Annotated in this window: 13 protein-coding genes; 5 read left to right on the top strand and 8 right to left on the bottom strand. The window is 52.8% G+C overall.

The features are described 5' to 3' along the window. Window positions 1-23 precede the first annotated feature (23 nt). The 5 genes from QET40_RS08545 to QET40_RS08525 all read left to right on the top strand — a co-directional run bounded on the left by QET40_RS08545 (window position 24) and on the right by QET40_RS08525 (window position 7,053). On the top strand, window positions 24-779 hold the full coding sequence (locus QET40_RS08545; protein WP_280126754.1) for an ABC transporter ATP-binding protein: 756 nt from the start codon (window positions 24-26) through the stop codon (window positions 777-779). Continuing rightward, window positions 769-2,394, top strand: coding sequence for an ABC transporter permease subunit (locus tag QET40_RS08540; protein ID WP_280126753.1), 1,626 nt, complete (start codon window positions 769-771; stop codon window positions 2,392-2,394). The genes QET40_RS08545 and QET40_RS08540 overlap by 11 nt, the downstream gene beginning before the upstream one ends. 15 nt (window positions 2,395-2,409) lie before the next feature. Beyond that, window positions 2,410-3,381, top strand: a complete 972-nt coding sequence (locus QET40_RS08535; protein WP_280126752.1) for an extracellular solute-binding protein — start codon at window positions 2,410-2,412, stop codon at window positions 3,379-3,381. Between the two features lie 851 nt (window positions 3,382-4,232). Beyond that, complete coding sequence (locus QET40_RS08530; protein ID WP_280126751.1) at window positions 4,233-4,844, top strand: hypothetical protein; 612 nt, start codon at window positions 4,233-4,235, stop codon at window positions 4,842-4,844. 280 nt (window positions 4,845-5,124) lie between these two features. Continuing rightward, complete coding sequence (locus tag QET40_RS08525) at window positions 5,125-7,053, top strand: autotransporter outer membrane beta-barrel domain-containing protein (protein ID WP_280126750.1); 1,929 nt, start codon at window positions 5,125-5,127, stop codon at window positions 7,051-7,053. Between the two features lie 84 nt (window positions 7,054-7,137). Here the strand turns inward: QET40_RS08525 and QET40_RS08520 are convergent, their stop codons facing one another. The 8 genes from QET40_RS08520 to QET40_RS08485 all read right to left on the bottom strand — a co-directional run bounded on the left by QET40_RS08520 (window position 7,138) and on the right by QET40_RS08485 (window position 17,172). Then, window positions 7,138-7,491 (bottom strand): hypothetical protein, encoded by a 354-nt coding sequence (locus QET40_RS08520; protein ID WP_280126749.1) that lies wholly within the window; start codon window positions 7,489-7,491, stop codon window positions 7,138-7,140. Further along, on the bottom strand, window positions 7,488-9,419 hold the full coding sequence (locus QET40_RS08515; protein WP_280126748.1) for an NAD(+) synthase: 1,932 nt from the start codon (window positions 9,417-9,419) through the stop codon (window positions 7,488-7,490). The genes QET40_RS08520 and QET40_RS08515 overlap by 4 nt, the downstream gene beginning before the upstream one ends. 108 nt (window positions 9,420-9,527) lie before the next feature. Further along, entirely contained in the window at window positions 9,528-10,511 is a 984-nt protein-coding gene (cbiB, locus tag QET40_RS08510; RefSeq protein WP_280126747.1) for an adenosylcobinamide-phosphate synthase CbiB, read from the bottom strand. Further along, a complete protein-coding gene (locus QET40_RS08505) occupies window positions 10,508-13,120 on the bottom strand; it encodes a cobyric acid synthase (protein ID WP_280126746.1) in 2,613 nt (870 codons plus the stop codon). The genes cbiB and QET40_RS08505 overlap by 4 nt, the downstream gene beginning before the upstream one ends. Before the next feature lie 11 nt (window positions 13,121-13,131). Next, the gene (locus tag QET40_RS08500) at window positions 13,132-13,806 is read right to left on the bottom strand and encodes an HAD-IA family hydrolase (RefSeq protein ID WP_280126745.1); all 675 of its coding nucleotides are present in this window, start codon (window positions 13,804-13,806) and stop codon (window positions 13,132-13,134) included. Between the two features lie 16 nt (window positions 13,807-13,822). Then, the gene (lpxA, locus tag QET40_RS08495; protein ID WP_280126744.1) at window positions 13,823-14,605 is read right to left on the bottom strand and encodes an acyl-ACP--UDP-N-acetylglucosamine O-acyltransferase; all 783 of its coding nucleotides are present in this window, start codon (window positions 14,603-14,605) and stop codon (window positions 13,823-13,825) included. 52 nt (window positions 14,606-14,657) lie between these two features. After that, complete coding sequence (locus QET40_RS08490) at window positions 14,658-15,527, bottom strand: RDD family protein (RefSeq protein WP_280126743.1); 870 nt, start codon at window positions 15,525-15,527, stop codon at window positions 14,658-14,660. A 34-nt stretch (window positions 15,528-15,561) separates the two neighbouring features. Then, on the bottom strand, window positions 15,562-17,172 hold the full coding sequence (locus QET40_RS08485) for an FtsX-like permease family protein (protein WP_280126742.1): 1,611 nt from the start codon (window positions 17,170-17,172) through the stop codon (window positions 15,562-15,564). Between the last annotated feature and the right edge of the window lie 202 nt (window positions 17,173-17,374).

Below are 17,374 nucleotides of genomic sequence, written 5' to 3'. Positions count from 1 at the left end.
CCATCCTTTACCAAAACACAATTATGCTGGAACTTCACAATATCAAAAAAATCTATAACGACACCCCCGTTCTCAACGGCATCAGCCTCACGATAGGGAAAGGAGAAATCGTTTCCATCCTCGGACCATCCGGCAGCGGCAAAACCACTCTGCTTAACGTCATCCTGGGATTAACGGACATGGACGGCGGCTCCATCATTTACGATGGGGAAGATCTCAGCCGCACCCCCATGCAACAGCGCGGATTCAATATCGTCTTTCAGGACTACGCTCTGTTTCCCAATCTGAACGCCTACCAGAACATCACCTACGGCCTTAAAAACAAACCCAACATCTGTTCGCGGAAAGAAGTGGAAGAACTCATTGAACTTTTAGGACTCTCCGAACATCTCGACAAAAGGATTGAACAGCTCTCCGGAGGACAAAAACAGCGTGTCGCTCTCGCACGTACTCTTGTCATGAAACCTCGTATCCTTCTCCTCGACGAACCCCTCAGCGCCCTTGATGGCGTCATTAAGGAATCCATCAAAACGCGTATCAAAACCATCGCACGGGAATATAATCTCACCACCGTCATTGTCACCCACGATCCGGAAGAAGCCCTGACTCTTTCCGACCGAGTCCTGATCCTCAACGAAGGCAGGATTTCCCAATACTCCACCCCGGTCGAAATCGTCTCCCAACCATGCAATAACTTTGTCAAGACATTCATCCTGAATCAGCTCGAGATCAAACGCAACAACATCATGTCCCTCTTCGGAGGTTGTTATGCATCATAAGGAAAAATCGGAAATCAAAATCGTCTTCTGGGCAGTCATCGCCGTTTTTGCCGTATTCCTCGCCCTGCCTATGGGTTACCTGGTGAGGCAATCCCTGTCCGCCAACGGAAGTTTCGGGCTGGAAAATTACGCTGAAACATTGGCCAACGGACGATTCCTCCACTCATTCGGCAACAGTTTCCTAATCTCGGGGGCTTCCGCTCTGATCACAACGATCCTGGCTTTTTTCCTGGCTTATACGGTCAACAACACCGCCCTCCCCGGGAGGATCAGGAAGATCATCGGAGGATTAACCATTTCCCCGATGTTCCTGCCGACTATCACCTACGGTTTCGTCATCATTTATTCATTCGGCAAAGAAGGTTTGCTCACCACCATTCTGGGGTTCCAGCCCTTTGACATCTACGGGTTCAACGGGATGCTTCTCGGGTATGTCATTTATACGCTGCCCATCGCCTTCCTGCTCATCAACAACACGTTTAAATACATTGATAAAAACTTCGCGATCGTTTCGCGCATCATGGGAGACACTCCGATCCAGACTTTCTTCTGTACGGCAGTTCGTCCTCTGGTCGGAACCCTTGGAGCCGCTTTCATCCAGGCGTTCACCCTCAGTTTCACGGACTTCGGCATCCCCGCCTCCATCGGCGGCCAATTCGATGTTGTCGCCATCCATCTGTACAATGAAATGCTAGGAGCCATCCCGAACTTCGCCGGAGGCTCCACGATCGCCGTCATCATGCTCCTGCCGTCCATCATCAGTATCATCCTGATCGGATATCTGGAACGCTACAACTTCCGCTATAACAAAATCTCCCGGCAGGAAATCAAGTCCAGCCCCGTCCGGGACACCATTTGCGCCTCCGGTTCATTGATCCTCCTCGGAGGGATCATCGCCATCTTTGCAGTTATGTTCGTCGTACCTTTCATCCGTAGCTGGCCCTACGAGCCCTCATTGACGTTCGATAACATTATTCGTCTTCTGAAGTCACCCAATCTAACGGGAATTTACGAAAACTCCCTGCTCGTCGCTTTCTTTACCTCCGCCGCAGGTACCTTTCTCGCCTACGGAGCCTCTCTGGTCACGGCCCGGTCGGAACTCCACGGCGCAGCGCGAAGCATCATCAATGGCATTGCCCTTGTCACCAACACCATTCCAGGCATGGTTCTCGGCATTGCCTACCTCTTTGCCTTCTCCGGCACCAGTCTGCAAAACACCTTCCTTATCCTCATCGTCTGCAACGTCATCCACTTCTTCACGACTCCCTACCTTATGGGTAAAAGTTCACTGGAAAAAATGAACAAAGGTTGGGAAGCGACAGCCTCCCTCATGGGTGACAGCTGGATCAAGACGATGTTCCGAGTCGTCATTCCCAACTCTATGGGCACAATTCTTGAAATCTTCTCCTATTATTTCATCAACAGCATGATCACCATCAGCGCCATCATCTTCCTCGTCGGCGCCAGAACTGCCGTGTTCACCACGAAAATCAAGGAACTTCAGCACTTCGCGAAGTTCGACGAAATCTTTGTCATGTCGGTTCTCATCCTCCTCACCAATATCGTGATCAGGGTGGTCATCTCAGGGATATCCCGGAACCGTCATGCACAATAACCACACCCATACCATATGAAACAACTACGTTCCATCCTCGCCGCCTGTATCCTCGGAAGTGCCACCATGGCTTTCATGACCTCCTGTCAGGGAGAAAAACAGGTCATCATCTACTCCAATGCCGACGATGAAGCTATCGCCGCCATGGGACAGGCCCTGGACAAGGCCGGTTACAAAGACAAATACATGTTCACCACGTTCAGTACGTCGGAACTGGGTGGCAAAGTAATCGCCGAAGGTAAAAACATTGAGGCGGATATGCTGACGCTCTCCTCCTATTACCTGGACAGCGCCCAAAGCGCCAACAAGATGTTCCTTCCCCTGACTTTTGCCATGGAGCCCCTTAAGCCCGTCAATCCCTGCTTCGGTCCCATCACCGGACAGGAAGGCGCTATCTTCATTAATACCAAAGTCATCGAGGATCGTGGAATCGCCGTTCCCAAGTCCTTAAAGGATCTGTCCAAACCCGAGTATAAAGGACTCATCTCCATCCCCAACATCAAGAGTTCGTCAACTGCCTGGCTCATGGTCCAGGCCCTTGTCAACGCTTATGGAGAAGAAGAAACACGGCAAATCCTCAAGGCCATGATTGACAATGCCGGTCCCCATTTGGAAAATTCCGGATCAGCACCCCTCAAAAAACTGCGGGCCGGGGAAGTCGCCATCGCTTTCGGTCTGCGCCAGCAAGCCGTAGCCGACAAAAAGAAGGGGCTTCCCATCGATTATGTCGATCCCACGGAAGGGACCTTCTCCCTGATGGAGGCTGTTGCCATCCCGGACAAGGGTGACAACACCAATCCCGAGACCATGAAAATGGCTGAAATCATGATCCGCGAAGGCCGCAAGGAGTTAATCAAAACCTATCCCGTCCCCCTCTTCCACGGGGAACAGGCCGTCTCAGACGCCAAATCGCCCCATCAGAAAACATTCCCCCAGCCTCTGACAGTAGAATTGCTGAAAAAACATCAATCATTAATGGATAATTAAAAAATAAATCCAATTTAATGATTTCAAGGCTTCTCTCTTCAGGGAGAGAAGCTTTTTATATATTAATATCGTCTTCGGACAAACGACATTTTCAATACTTCCCCATTTTGTTCCTAAAATAAGGCAGAAAAATCCCTCTCCCGACCATGGGAGAGGGGCACGAACGAGATACAGTTGTTCGTTTTCTCTCCTGGAGATCTTCCCGCTAGTCACCGGATAACCCGGTAGAACTTCTGGAAAAATATTCTTATGTGGCTCAACCACAAAAAGAAAATACAATTTACAACGACAGGAATACTTCCCTCCTCGCTGTCGCGAGGACACTAACGGTTTTGCAAACCGCTGTCAATTTTTTTTACACCCATTGACATTCAATGTGGTTGTTGCCGAAATGAATTTAATTCAAGAAAAATAAATATACATTATATATGATTATAATTTACTGACGATCAGAAGAGTAATAAAAAAACAAGCGGTTTGCAAATTCGTTAGAAAAACAATGGATCTTCAATATACCACCCCTTCAAATGAAAATCAGATATTTATTTCCATTTTCTCTAATTTTTAGCGTTTCTACAATACCGGCAAATGCTGATTTAGTAGTCACCACTGTCGATGAACTTAATGATTGTCGCGATCAGTATTTTCAAAACGGCGCCTTCGTTCTGGATTCAGTCGGGAACGTTTCCTTCACGCCTCTTTCGGAATCTCCGGAATCAACCTCGTTTCCTTATCTATTGACTTCCAGTGCCAGCAACAAAACAGTAGATACCCGTTTTTCCATAACAAATACGGGGGATATCTCTTTCCAAGGCAACGGTACCTATGGGGGGATAAACTCTTCGGGGAATATGGGAGGCTACCTTTCCAATTCCGTCGTATTTTCAAATACGAGGTCTATCTCCTTTTCCGATTTCTCAGGCTATACGGGAGGAGCCATTAACTGTCCCTACGGCGGACTGATCTTTTCCGATATCAACGGAAATATCACCTTCGAAAACAACAAGTCATCATCGGAAGGAGGAGCCATACAACTGAGGGGAAATCAGGCGGACATGCCTGGTAACCTGACTGTTCATAATCTTCAGGGGGATTTTATAGCAAAAGGGAATTCCTCCACATACGGCGGCGTTTTGTTCAGCATTTCCGGACATCTGGATTTTTCAAAGACGGGAGACCTGATCTTCGAAAACAACATGGCACAAGGAAATTCCTATTCCAATGGTGGAGCTCTTTACAGTGGAGGAGTAGCAAACCACATGTCCTTTGTCGATACGGGGAACATGGTCTTCCGGGGAAATGAAGCACCTTATTGCGGCGGTGCCATTTATATAGACTTTACGCTTCTGGACGAGAACATCGCTCCAATCCTGTTTCAAAATACGGGAGATATTCTTTTCGAGAATAATCAAGCCACTTACGGGGGGAGCTATCAGTGCCCTCAACTACCGGCCCACCAGTAAGTACGACATTGTCTTTGAAAACACGGGAAAGATATCCTTTATCGGAAACAGCGCCGTTGTCGGCGGCGGCATCTATGCCGGATCATTAGGCAGCGGACTGGATGTCGGAGTCAGGATTACCGGAGCGGAGAGCGTACTTTTCGATAGTAATTATGCCACTAAAGATGGTGGAGGAGGAAGTGCCATTTATTCTACCAACCTGTACATTGCCAATTGCGGAGATGTTTCGTTCACCAATAACAGAGGTGTTTACGACGGAAACGCCGTTGTCTACCTGAGCATGATGGGGAAAGGCAACAATGTCCTTTCCGCAGACAGGGGGGATATTCTTTTCCGCAACAATCTTCCCGGGGTGAATGAATATGTCAATTTAGCCATAAACGCCTGGGGGATGGATGAAACGGATTTGAACGTACGCGCAGCGGAAGGAAGAAAAGTTTCCTTCTACGACCCAATCATCATCGAACCCGATGCCGAGCCCGAGGACGCAAAGCCGATCACTTGGGATCTGAACAAGGGTGATGGCTATACGGGTACGGTTGTTTTTTCCGGAGAGGATTTGGAAGACCCAGATATGGCTGTTTCAACGATAAAAGGCGGCGATCTTGTCGTACACCAGGGATCACTCGTACTCCAGCAAGGAGCATCCCTGCTCGTTGAAGGCGAAGGACACGGGTTTTCCCAATACGCAGGGATCCTGGATATCAGCAATGCCAAGATCACAGCTCCTTTTATCCGAATCGGCGGTACGCCTGAAGGGGATATCGTTACCATCAGGCCCGGTGAACATGCGATATTGGAAGGGGATGAAATTACGATGAATGGCAATATCATCGTCGATTTCGCCTACCATATGACCGAAACGGGATTTTCCTCCCCCGGCCCGGTTGAAATTATTGCCGGGCAATTCCTCCTCGGAGGATCCCTCGGCATTCACAATACGGAAACCGACACGAATTACTACTATGCGGACAACCGGTGGGCTGCTCCCCATAGCTTTACATTGCTGCATGATGCACAACAAATCCATGACGGGGATTTTGATTCCGTTGCGTCTTTAGCGACGGGAAGCGACCGCATCGACTCTCCCTACACCTACAATGGAACATGGAGCCGTGAATGGATTGATTCGGATGGAGACGGCACATTGGATCAATTGAATGTCGTATGGACTCCCGATACCGTAGAACCTCCCGTCGATCCGGTAGATCCTGACGATCCTAATCCGCCCACACCTCCGGCTCCGATCATCCGAGACATCCTGCCCGAACTGGCGGGAGGTCTCGCCATGAACACCATGTGGTCATCCGCTTCCAATGCCCTCTCCACATCCAATGCCGCACTCGGCAACCTCGGTGTCACCCGGTTCAAGATGGAACCGAAAAACAACTACTGGATCAAGGGACTCGGAGACTTCACCAACCACGGTTCCGTTGGAACCCGTGACGGATACGACTACAATGGAGGAGGGTACGCCGTCGGCGCCGATCGCAAGATCACGACCAACGCAATTCTCGGCCTTTCCTTCGGCAATCTCTACGGCAAGAACTACAGCCGCTCCTTCGTCGGAGATGTCGACCAGACATCCGAAGTCGCTCTTCTTTACGGTGGCTGGAGAAAAGAGATCAATCCCAAGAACGCGCTGACTGTAACAGGAGCGGCCGGTTACGGATGGACGAAGAACAAAATGGATTCATTCCATACGGGAAACTGGTCACACGGCGAGTGGGATAACCGCACTCTCTTCGGCACTCTCAAGGGACAGTGGGACCACGCTCTGAAAAACAACTGGAGCGTAAGCGCATTCCTTGGGCTTGAGTACACGGATGTCACTCAGGACTCATTCACGGAAAAAGGCTGGGACGCCCGCCGCTTCGATGAAGGACACATGAGGAATCTTTCCCTTCCAGTCGGAATGGGAGTCTCCAAACAAAGCTCGTTAAACGGAATGGGCTGGGTCAATTCCCTGTCCGTCAGCTATGTGCCGGACGTCTATCGCGAAAATCCGAGCGCCGGAGCCGAACGCCTGATGAACGGATACCGTTGGACGGCAAAAGGAATTGTGCCGGACCGCAATGCCGTACGAATCAATTACGACAGCACTCTCGCAATCTCTCCGCAATGGACGGCATATGCCGGGTATGAGTTCGAAGGCCGGAACAGGTCGGTGTATCACCGCGTCAACCTGGGCGTAAGCTTCTCGTACTAAAGCAAGACCTCTTTGGATCTGCAGCAGATGTCCGATAAAGACCTGCCGCAGATCCGGAACAACAAAGCCACCAACATAGGGAACTCACTTTCTCCCTGATTTTTTCCTGTCTCTTTTCTTCTTGCGCTTGACGTTTCTCAAATCGCGATACTGCTCCAGCAATTCCTTCCTCCTGCCTTTCGGATAACGATACGCTACAATCGATTTGGGAAAAAACTGCCAGCAAAAGATACCGGCAAGCATCAACACCAGGAATAAAAAAGCAAATGGCACCGGCAAATGGTCAAAAGCGGAACTGGTTGCTTGATCCCATACTTCTCCCGTTTTTTGACGTCCTCCCAGCAAGGCTGCCAGCATAGAGATCAAACCCAGAAAAGCAAACAAGGCCAGAAGGACAAGGAAGATCTCCCAGGGACTTCTTTCAATCTCGCCAGTCATCGGCAATAATGATCCAATTCATCCATCCATACTTTAACGACGGCATCGGAAGGCATGCGCCAGTCGCCCCGAGGGGATAACGCGATCGTCCCCACTTTAGGACCGTCCGGAATACAGTTCCTCTTGAACTGCTGGGAGAAAAACCGCCACAAAAATGTCCTGAGGCATTTTGCAATGAACGCACGGTCGAATTCCTGGCGGAATGCATGTTCCGCCAGAAAAAGGATTTTAGAGGGAGACGCCCCGTACTTGATAAAATGGTACAGGAAGAAGTCATGCAGGTCATAGGGGCCCAGCACATCCTCCGTTTTCTGATCAATTGATCCATCCTCGGAGGCAGGCAGCAGTTCCGGACTTACCGGGGTTGCATTGATGTCCAGAAGCACAGCTTCCAACTCTCCTCCCGCTTCCGAAGCAAGGCTCTGGATCAACCGGCGGATTAAGGTTTTGGGGATGGAGCAATTGACCGCGTACATGGACATGTGGTCGCCATTGTACGTTGACCATCCCAAGGCGATTTCCGACAAGTCGCCGGTACCGATGACCAGGCCGCCCATCTTGTTGGCCAGGTCCATTAAAATCTGAGTACGTTCCCGCGCCTGGACATTCTCGTAAGTCGTCGACAATTCCTGAGGATCGTGTCCTATGTCGTCAAAATGTACGAGACAGGCCTGTTTGATGTCGATCTCGCGCAATTCCACCCCCAGAAGGCGGCACATCGCCAAGGCATTGTTGTACGTTCTGCCCGTCGTGCCGAATCCGGGCATCGTGACGGCCACGATATCGGAAGCCGGCCTGCGAAGCAGGGTACAACAGCGGGACGAAATCAAAAGGGCCAGGGTAGAATCCAAGCCTCCGGAAATCCCGATGACGAGCTTCTTCGCACCGGTATGTTCCACCCGTTTGGCAAGGCCGGCCACCTGGATGGCAATAATTTCACGGCAACGTTCGTCGGCATGAGCCTCTCCGGGCAGGAAAGGACGGGGAGGATTGAAAGCGTATTCCAAATCCGGAGAAGCCGGCGTTTCATCCAACCGGATCACCCTTCCGGTCGTCTCGATCCCGTCACGGCAATCATTGAACGAACTCTCGGAAAGACGAGCCGCAGCCAAACGCTCGAAATCGATATCAGCCGTAATCAAGGTAGCCTCGCGGCAAAAACGCTCGTTTTCTGCAGCCAGCCTTCCGTTGTCGGCAATCAGGGAATGACCACTGAAGACGACATCCGTCGTCGATTCATGGACACCGCAGGATGCAAAAACATAGGCAGCCAGGCAACGGCCGCTCTGTTGCCGGACGAGATCCCGGCGGTATTCCGCCTTACCCGTCAATTCCGTACTGGCAGACAGATTGAAAATAGCCCGCGCTCCTTCCAAAGCCAAGCGCGAACTGGGTGGAATCACGCTCCAAAGATCCTCGCATAGTTCAACCCCGAAAATCAGCGGCGAATCTCCTGCGCGGAATACGGTATCCCGGGCCACAGGCACCTCCTCTCCGTCCAGCGTCACATGGGAGGCATTCAGGGCACGCCCCGACCGAAACTGGCGCTGCTCGTAAAATTCCCGGACATGGGGCAAAATTGTTTTGGGAACCACGGCCCGCATCGTTCCGTTCTGGGCTACGACCGCCACATTGAACAGGGCTTCCCCCTGCAAAACTGGAAGTCCGAACACGGCAATCGACCCCTTCCCTGCCGTTGCACGAGCCATTTTACGTGCGCCTCGTGCAGCATGGGACAACAATGTACCCTGGAAAAAAAGATCCCGACACGAATACCCCGTCACCCCCAATTCGGGGAAAACCACAACGGAGCAACCTTGACCGACAGCCTCTTCGTAGCTGGCAATCATTTGATCCACATTGTAATCCACATCGGCAACCCGCACTTGCGGTACAGCGGCGGCAACTCGGTAATATCCGTACATCATGGGCTAGAGGGGGGGAGAACGAACCTCTTCTAACTTACATGAAGGGGGCAAAGCGATGAAAAAACTCCACAGCAGGCTAATTCAGGAAATTATTATCCCCTATCTTCCTTACCACTGAAGAACCAGCACGGATACGGCAATAGCCAGGACCGTCGCCGCCGCCATCAGCAGAACAGCATGCCGGGCATCCTCTACTGTGGCTTCCGTCCTGCCTTCCCCAATGTAGGGATAGGGAGCCGGCATCCCCTTGTAGGAAACGGGACCACTCAAGCGAAGTCCCAGGGCTCCGGCAAATGCCGCCTCGCTCCAGGCTGAATTCGGACTCGCATGTTCATGTCTATATTTCCAGCCGATGGAAAGAGCACCATGAAGAGAACAACCGGGAACAACTGCGGCTGCCACGGCTATCAACGGTAGTGACAACCGAGCTGGAATCCAGTTGAGCACATCATCCGTTCTTGCCGCCCAGGTGCCGAAACGGCGGTACTCATCATTCCTCTTGCCCCACATGGCATCCATGATATTGGAAACACGGTGAAAGACGGCGCAGAGGGCACCGGCTTCAATTCCTCCGAACGTACATCCAAGAGCCACCCAAAAGATGGTAGAAAAAACGCCATCCGTCCAATTCTCCGCCACACTTTCAATAGCAGCCCTCAGGACTCCGTGCATATCCAACTTCTTCGTGTCCCTTCCGACGATCATCGATACCGCCCTCCGCGCTCCCTCCAAATCGCCGGAAGAAGCCTCCCGAATCACACGCCAGGCATGCTCGGCCAGGCTCCGGGGAGCCAGGCAGGCATACACCGCCATTGCTCCCGGCACAAGAACTCCCCATTCGGACGGAAACAAGCGGCGACATGCGAACAAAAGGCAAAAACACAAGAACAACCAAGGAAGAACGGAACAAAACCAGGCCATCCCCCCGGATAAAAACGTCTTGCCAAACATACGTTTCCAGAAACATTCCACCTTTCGGCACCACCATCCCGCCAGGCATACGGGATGCCAGTCCACACGGGGATCCCCCAAAGCCAAATCCAGCGCGAAAGCCAGGGGAATGAGCCACACGGTGTCGTTAACCATCGTCATGCCAGTCCCATGCTCCGGTAGATCGCTTTCAAATCAACACTTTCGCGGACGATATCCGCCAAACGATCCAGAGCACCGTCCAAATCGCACCGAACGAGAATCCTTCCCGCAGGTTTCAAACCGGCGTCCGTTCGGACGCGGTCAATCATTGCCCGGCGGAATTCATCATCCTCGAACACCCCATGCAAATACGTCGCCCAAACCCGCCCAGTTCCATAACCGCAGGCAGAACCGTCAGGACGGAAAAACAACGGCTCGCACCCGCTCCCGGCACGCGAACGCCCATGGTGGATTTCATACCCGGAAGTCGTCCGTCCCAAAGGTGTTGTGACCCCGTGCAAGGCAGTCAGTATTTTGTCACGTTCGAATGTCGTCTCCAAATCCAGGAGTCCCAAACCGGAAAACGAACGCCGGGAAGATTCGATCCCGGAAGGATCCTCAATCGTCCTGCCCAGCATCTGCAAACCACCGCAGATACCCAGCACCCACTTGCCGGAAGCAGCGTGCCTGCGGATCAACTCCGCCAGTCCGGCTGCCTCAAGCGTTTCAAAGTCATGCACTACATTCTTGGATCCAGGTAAGATCACCCAGTCCGGCGAACCAAATTCATCCGCCGTACGCACCTGACGCAACCGGATATCCGGTTCTTCGGCAAGCGGAGCAAAATCCGTATAGTTCGATACATGGCGAAGCATGACGACAGCAACGTCCAAGACCCCGCCGACCGGGACATCTCCTCCAACACTCTGGAAGGAAAAAGTCGCCCTGTCCTCTTCGGGAATGTTCAGGGAACGGATCATCGGGACGATGCCGACGACGGGCACTCCCGTCCGGGCCTGAATGTAGTCGTGGGCAGGCCCCAGCAGCGAAGCATCGCCTCGGAACTTATTGACGAGAAATCCGCCCAGCAACTCCCGTTCCTCCCGGTCAAACGTCATCCACGTTCCCAGAAACGAGGCATACACCCCGCCGCGGTCAATATCCCCTGTCAACAACACGGAAGCTCCGGCGTACCTGGCCATGGACATATTGACAATATCCACGGACTTGAGATTCACCTCACCGGGGCTCCCCGCCCCTTCCAGCACCATCACATCGCATTCTCGGGACAGGGAATCGTATGCCTCGCAAACGGTCGGCCACAAGGAACTTTTGTGCCGATAATACTCACGGGCATCCATATTGCCGACAGGATGCCCCATCAACACAATCTGGGAACCCATGTCGGAGTGAGGCTTGAGCAGCACGGGATTCATCCTCGCATCGGGATCCTTCCGGCATGCCCGGGCCTGTACCATCTGAGCCCGCCCCATCTCTTCGCCCAACGCAGTTACTCCGGAATTCAGAGCCATATTCTGCGCCTTGAAAGGCGCCACCGCATACCCGTCCTGAACGAGAATACGACCGAACGCGGACGTCAGCACGCTCTTCCCGGCGTCGGAACAAGTCCCCTGCAGCATCAGGGCCGGTACTCTCTTTTTGATCACGGGTACCGGGAATTCCACTCGGGACGGCTCTCCCGGATCATTCCCGCACACATACCCGGAGAGAGCCCGGACCAGACGTTTATGATCCTCCGGAAACCTCACCGCCGCACGAAACCACACACCGCCGGACAAACCTTCGTAATTGGAACAATCGCGCAAAGCAATACCGTGTTCCACCAGGCACTTGCGGGCGAGATCCCCCCCGTAAGGCCAGCGGAACAGCACATAATTGGCTGAAGAGGGAATGCGCACCACTCCTGGCAAGGCATCCAGACGCCGCTCCAAATCGTCACGCCGCTCCGCATTCATACACCGTTCCTTATCGGCAAAAGTTCCTCCCTCCCGGAAAACGGCCTTCATCGCTTCTGCCGCACATGTTGAAACATTCCATGCAGGCAAGGCCGCACGCAACCTCTCCGCCACGGCAGGACACGCAACAGCATACCCGGCACGAAGCCCCGCCATCCCGTAAAATTTCGTCAACGAACGCAAGACCATCAGATTGGGCAACGCCGCAGCCATGTTCACCAGCGATGCTTCCTCTCCGACATAGTCGATAAACGCTTCATCCAGTATCCACAGGACATCCTGCCTCCGAGTCACCGCTTCCAGCAACTCGTCTCTGTCCAAGAGCACCCCGGACGGATTCCCCGGATTCGCCAAAAAGACCATGCCTCCCGTCCGTGCCGAAGAGGCCAATTCTTTCGGATCCGCACGAAACCCGGATTTTTCCCCAAACACGAGGGAACGCACCGGAATGCCGGCCTTCAAGCAAGCAAGCCTGTATTCGGAGAATGCCGGTTCGGCAATCAACCCTTCCGCCGGGGTAAACGCCCCCGGCAGAACATGGATCAGCTCATTGCTGCCATTCCCCGGCACAAAACACGCAGCATCCAGACCATGGCGTTCCGCAGCGCAAGCCGCCGCGTCCTCCGCGTGCGGAGGCGGATAAGGAGCCAGCTTCTCCAAGCTTCCCCAAAGAGCGGCACGTATGAAATCCGGCAAACCGGAGGGATTGACATTGACACTGAAATCCACAAGGTCCTCTGGCGCATGCCCCGACACCTCCGCCAGCTTCAATAAATCCCCGCCATGGGAAAAATCCCCGTTCGACATCGTCATGGACTTACCCTTCAGACCCGGCTACCCACCAGAATAGATCGCAACTCCGCCACGGACTCGCAAACGGGGACCCGGAACGATTCCAAGGCGTCACGCGTACTATAGCCCCAGTCGACCAGAACAAGTCCAGTCCCGGCATTGACCGCCGTATTGCCGTCATGAGCGGAATCCCCCACCATGCAGACATCCGCAGGCGTTAGTCCCCAGCTTTCGATAATATGAAATAGCGAAGAGGGATCGGGTTTACGGGGGAACTCCGATGAAAATCCGAGAATCGGGTCCAGAGGAATCCCCGGAAGTTTGTCAAGGACGAGAGGGCGCGTCACATCATGAGGCTTGTTGGACAACACCGCCAGGCGGGCACCTCCGTCCGACAACTCCCGCAACATGGGGATGATTCCCTCAAAGGGAGTCGTGCCACCCTGCCAGGTATGGGGATATTCGCGACCAAACTCTGCATACAGACACATCACATCATCGTCGCTAACCTCTCCCTTCGATTTCCGGAAAGCCTTCAACGCAGAACGGCACAATTCCCGGGCGCCCTTGCCCACCATCGTCGCCACGGTTTCCGCCGGATAAGGCGGATACCCCTGCGCCTTCAAGGCACGATTCAATCCTTCGGTAAGACCGGGCAGGGAATCGACCAGAGTACCGTCCAGATCGAACACAAATCCCTTGTACATATTCGTCAATCCTTCCTTAATGACCAAAACCGCGTTCCGAAGTCTGCAGGAACTTGACGAGATTGACGACATAGGGATTCGTCCCGAAACGCTCATCATTCAGCAACTCCTCCACCGCATCAGAAAATACCGTACCCTTATGCAGGAAAAACTTTTTATATGCCTGTTTGAGCGCCCGGATATCTTCTTCGCTAAACCCGCGACGCTGGAGGCCTATCGTATTGACGGAACGCACAACACAAGGGTGGCCTTCGGAAATCATGTACGGAGGAATATCTTTGACAACCCGGTTCCCTCCACCGATCAGGCTATGCTCACCGATGCGGACGAATTGATGAACGACCGTCCCTCCGGAAACAATCGCATAATCGCCAATCACCACATGGCCTGCTATGGCGGCGTAACCGGACAAAATCACATGATCACCCATGCGGCAATCATGCCCCATGTGAGCAGCAACCAGCATGTTGTTGTAATTGCCGACGACCGTCTTCTCTCCGGGATCCGTCGCGCGGTTCACCGAACTATATTCGCGGAACACATTGTGATGTCCCACTTCCAAATAGGTCGGCTCACCCTTGTACTTCAAATCCTGGCTCCTACCACCAATATAACAGTGGGGATAAAACTCATTGCATTCGCCAAACGTGGACGGGCCGTCGATAGTTACGTTGCTGTGAAGCACGCAACCTTTGCCCAACTTCACCTTGTCGCCGATCACACAGAACGGGCCGACATAAACGTCGTCAGCCAATTCCGCACCCGGATGAACAACTGCACTGGGATGGATTTCTGCCATGGCAGCGGGATTCTGCCGCAATTTCTCCGGAAAGGCAAAACCAAAAACAGGTTTAACGCCCTTCCTGCATCATTCTAAAGGTCTCCTCCATCGCAGCCGTGATCGAATCGGTCCAGGGAACCAGCAATTGACCGGATCCCTCAATCAGGAGCAAAGCCAGAGCCAGCACCGCAACGATGCGGAACGGCGACACGCGACGACGGATCTCCACCAGAGTCGTCAGACGCTGGTCCCAGGGGGAAAGCATGTTCTTTCTCGTCCACCACCAGGACAATGCCAGCAGAACGGGAGAAAAGACCGTCGTCACCAACCCCATGCCGAAAAATATTACATAAAACGACCGGGTCAACATGCGCATCAAACGGAGTTTCCCCCCATCCATCATCACCACGCGCAAACCGAGCAGAGCCTTGCCCGGAGTCGTCCCCCACAAAGACAAAGACACCGCCTCCAGCAACACCACCGGCAACCAAATAAGAGCATTGAAAAAAGAAAGATGAAACTCGCTGAACGACAAGCGTAAGAAAACAATGTAGAGCAACAGGTAAATCAACAAATCAATGATCCGTGCCATAAAACGAAGCTCGGGAGAAGCGAGCTCCACCCGGCGCTGGACATCGACCTTCCCGAATTCGTCCATACGCTCCAAAGGGACTGCTCCCTCTACGTCAGCATCGGAAGTTTGAACATCGGAGACATGTCCGAATTCTCCATCCGGTTCAGCCTCCTCCAATTCCCGTGAGAACCGGGTCAGGAAAAAATCCTTCAACTCCGGCAAATCCTTCAGAGGCATCCAAGACTTGCATCCACGATGCCACCCCATCGTATCGGCATCCAGTTCGCCACGTTCCACCATGGACATAATCTCCACAGCAGGAACGGGATCCTGTTTCTGTTGCCCAATTGCGTAATAAATATCCATAATCGCGTTCTAAAATCGTTTTTCTCAATCCCGGTTACATGCTTCGGAGAGCTTTCGCAGGATCCTGGTAGGCAGTCAGCACGGCAGGTACCACCGATGCCACGACAACCATCACAAATGCCTTCACCGACTGATTCAGCAATTCCGCAGGATTGATCTCCGCCGGAATCTCCACCCCGTGGAAATCCATCGGAAACGGATCAATACCGATCGTCTTTAGGAATATGTGGATCTGCACCCGGTAATGCAACACCAGCAACGCCAAAGCCACCCCCAACGCCGCCCCGGCAATGCCGATAATCACCCCTTGCCACAGGAACACCCGCACGACCTGCCAGGGAGTAGCCCCCAAAGCCTTCATCAGAGCCAGTTCCTTCTTCCTCTGGATCGATACGGTAAACATCACCGCCATAATGCAAAAGGCAGCAATCATCCCGATAAAGGAGAGAACAAACCCCATCATCATGCGTTCCTGCTGAATCAACTTGAACCAGGAACTGTACTTGTCCATCCACGATTCAATGCCCCAACCGGAACTACCTTCATACGTTACAGGCAGGGCATGCTCCACATCGGCAGTCACCTGGGCAAGATCGTAGGGATTCTTCGTCCTGATCGCAATCGCCTGCACGTAATCATCCTCAAATCCCTGAAGCTCCTGACCAATCTCAAGCGGTATAAAAAGATCCGGACAAGTCACATGCTGGGACGCCTGATAGATTCCGATCACCGTCAGATCCTTCGGCAAAATAAGACTCTTGATCATGCGGACGCTGTTAATATCCTCCTTGTCCTTGTTCACCGACTTCAATGCCGAAACCATCGCCTTCAACTGACCGGAGACATTGGCAGGAAAAGTCAGTTCGCCCGCGACATCATCTCCGAAAGCGTCTTCCGGCAACACATCCAACACCTTTCCGATAGCCTCAGCCTCCACCTGTAGCCGGGGAGATCCATCCAGTTTCTGCAATAAAGACACCGCTTCCCTGACATCCGATCCGTTCCAGACAACGCCATCTTTTCCGTTGGGGCGCTTCTTGTCGGCAAGAGAGAGCAACCGGTCGAGTTCCGTTTCAAACCTCGTCGCAAGCAATGGGCGATCCATCTGTGAAAACGCACGCACTGCATCTCCATAATTACGCGTGGTAAACACGCGCAGCTTGTCATTAACCGATAAGCCCAGCATCCGGGCCACCGTTGAAGAAACCACCGCATTCTCGCCCAACCCGAGATCAAACGACCCCGAGCTTAACAACGGAGCAAGCTCCGCCATCTGCTCCTTGTTTTCCGTATCCAGAGCCCGGAACGAACATGGTCTTTGGGCACCGTTCACATCCACCAGGGCATAATCCTCCACCAGGGCATAAGTCGATTCTACCCCCGGCACCTTATTGATCGTCTCTTCCAGAGTCCGCCAGTCGCCAATCGCCCCGCGAAGACCTAGGGCCGCATAATAATTCATCTGCAAATGGGGGGAATAGGCAAGCAACCTCTCCTGAAGCTCCTTCTGCAAGCCTCCCATCACCGACAACACAATAATAAGAACCATCACCCCCAGCGACACACCCAGCAAACAAATCAGCGTAATCACTGAAAAATACGTGCGCAACGGATTCAAATAACGCAGGGCCAATGACAGGCTCATGTGGCGACTCAGAAAATTCTTCATAAATACCGCCGGGAGAATGAAGGAAGCCCTCCCCGATTCCAAGGACAAAATGAGTCTGAGCGTAATCCCGGTCAGGATTTCTAAACCGCTGCGGTGAAATTGGAACTGGATGATGTCGGCTCTATCGCCTGGTAGGATGCCTGTTTCTAAACCAAAATGCATCATGATATGAAGGAGG

The sequence above is a fragment of the Akkermansia sp. N21169 genome (assembly GCF_029854675.1).
GTDB lineage: Bacteria > Verrucomicrobiota > Verrucomicrobiia > Verrucomicrobiales > Akkermansiaceae > Akkermansia.
The sequence above is the reverse complement of the archived record's forward strand: the minus strand, read 5'-3'. Positions and strand labels throughout refer to the sequence as shown.

Excerpts from the sequence above, each read along its gene's own strand:
- QET40_RS08525 (WP_280126750.1), top strand. The coding sequence starts at position 5,125 with ATGATGGGGAAAGGCAACAATGTCCTTTCCGCAGACAGGGGGGATATT.
- QET40_RS08545 (WP_280126754.1), top strand. The coding sequence starts at position 24 with ATGCTGGAACTTCACAATATCAAAAAAATCTATAACGACACCCCCGTT.
- QET40_RS08485 (WP_280126742.1), bottom strand. The coding sequence starts at position 17,172 with ATGAGCCTGTCATTGGCCCTGCGTTATTTGAATCCGTTGCGCACGTAT.
- QET40_RS08515 (WP_280126748.1), bottom strand. The coding sequence starts at position 9,419 with ATGATGTACGGATATTACCGAGTTGCCGCCGCTGTACCGCAAGTGCGG.
- lpxA (WP_280126744.1), bottom strand. The coding sequence starts at position 14,605 with ATGGCAGAAATCCATCCCAGTGCAGTTGTTCATCCGGGTGCGGAATTG.
- QET40_RS08520 (WP_280126749.1), bottom strand. The coding sequence starts at position 7,491 with ATGACTGGCGAGATTGAAAGAAGTCCCTGGGAGATCTTCCTTGTCCTT.
- QET40_RS08505 (WP_280126746.1), bottom strand. The coding sequence starts at position 13,120 with ATGACGATGTCGAACGGGGATTTTTCCCATGGCGGGGATTTATTGAAG.
- QET40_RS08530 (WP_280126751.1), top strand. The coding sequence starts at position 4,233 with ATGGGAGGCTACCTTTCCAATTCCGTCGTATTTTCAAATACGAGGTCT.
- QET40_RS08500 (WP_280126745.1), bottom strand. The coding sequence starts at position 13,806 with ATGTACAAGGGATTTGTGTTCGATCTGGACGGTACTCTGGTCGATTCC.
- QET40_RS08490 (WP_280126743.1), bottom strand. The coding sequence starts at position 15,527 with ATGGATATTTATTACGCAATTGGGCAACAGAAACAGGATCCCGTTCCT.
- cbiB (WP_280126747.1), bottom strand. The coding sequence starts at position 10,511 with ATGACGATGGTTAACGACACCGTGTGGCTCATTCCCCTGGCTTTCGCG.
- QET40_RS08540 (WP_280126753.1), top strand. The coding sequence starts at position 769 with ATGCATCATAAGGAAAAATCGGAAATCAAAATCGTCTTCTGGGCAGTC.
- QET40_RS08535 (WP_280126752.1), top strand. The coding sequence starts at position 2,410 with ATGAAACAACTACGTTCCATCCTCGCCGCCTGTATCCTCGGAAGTGCC.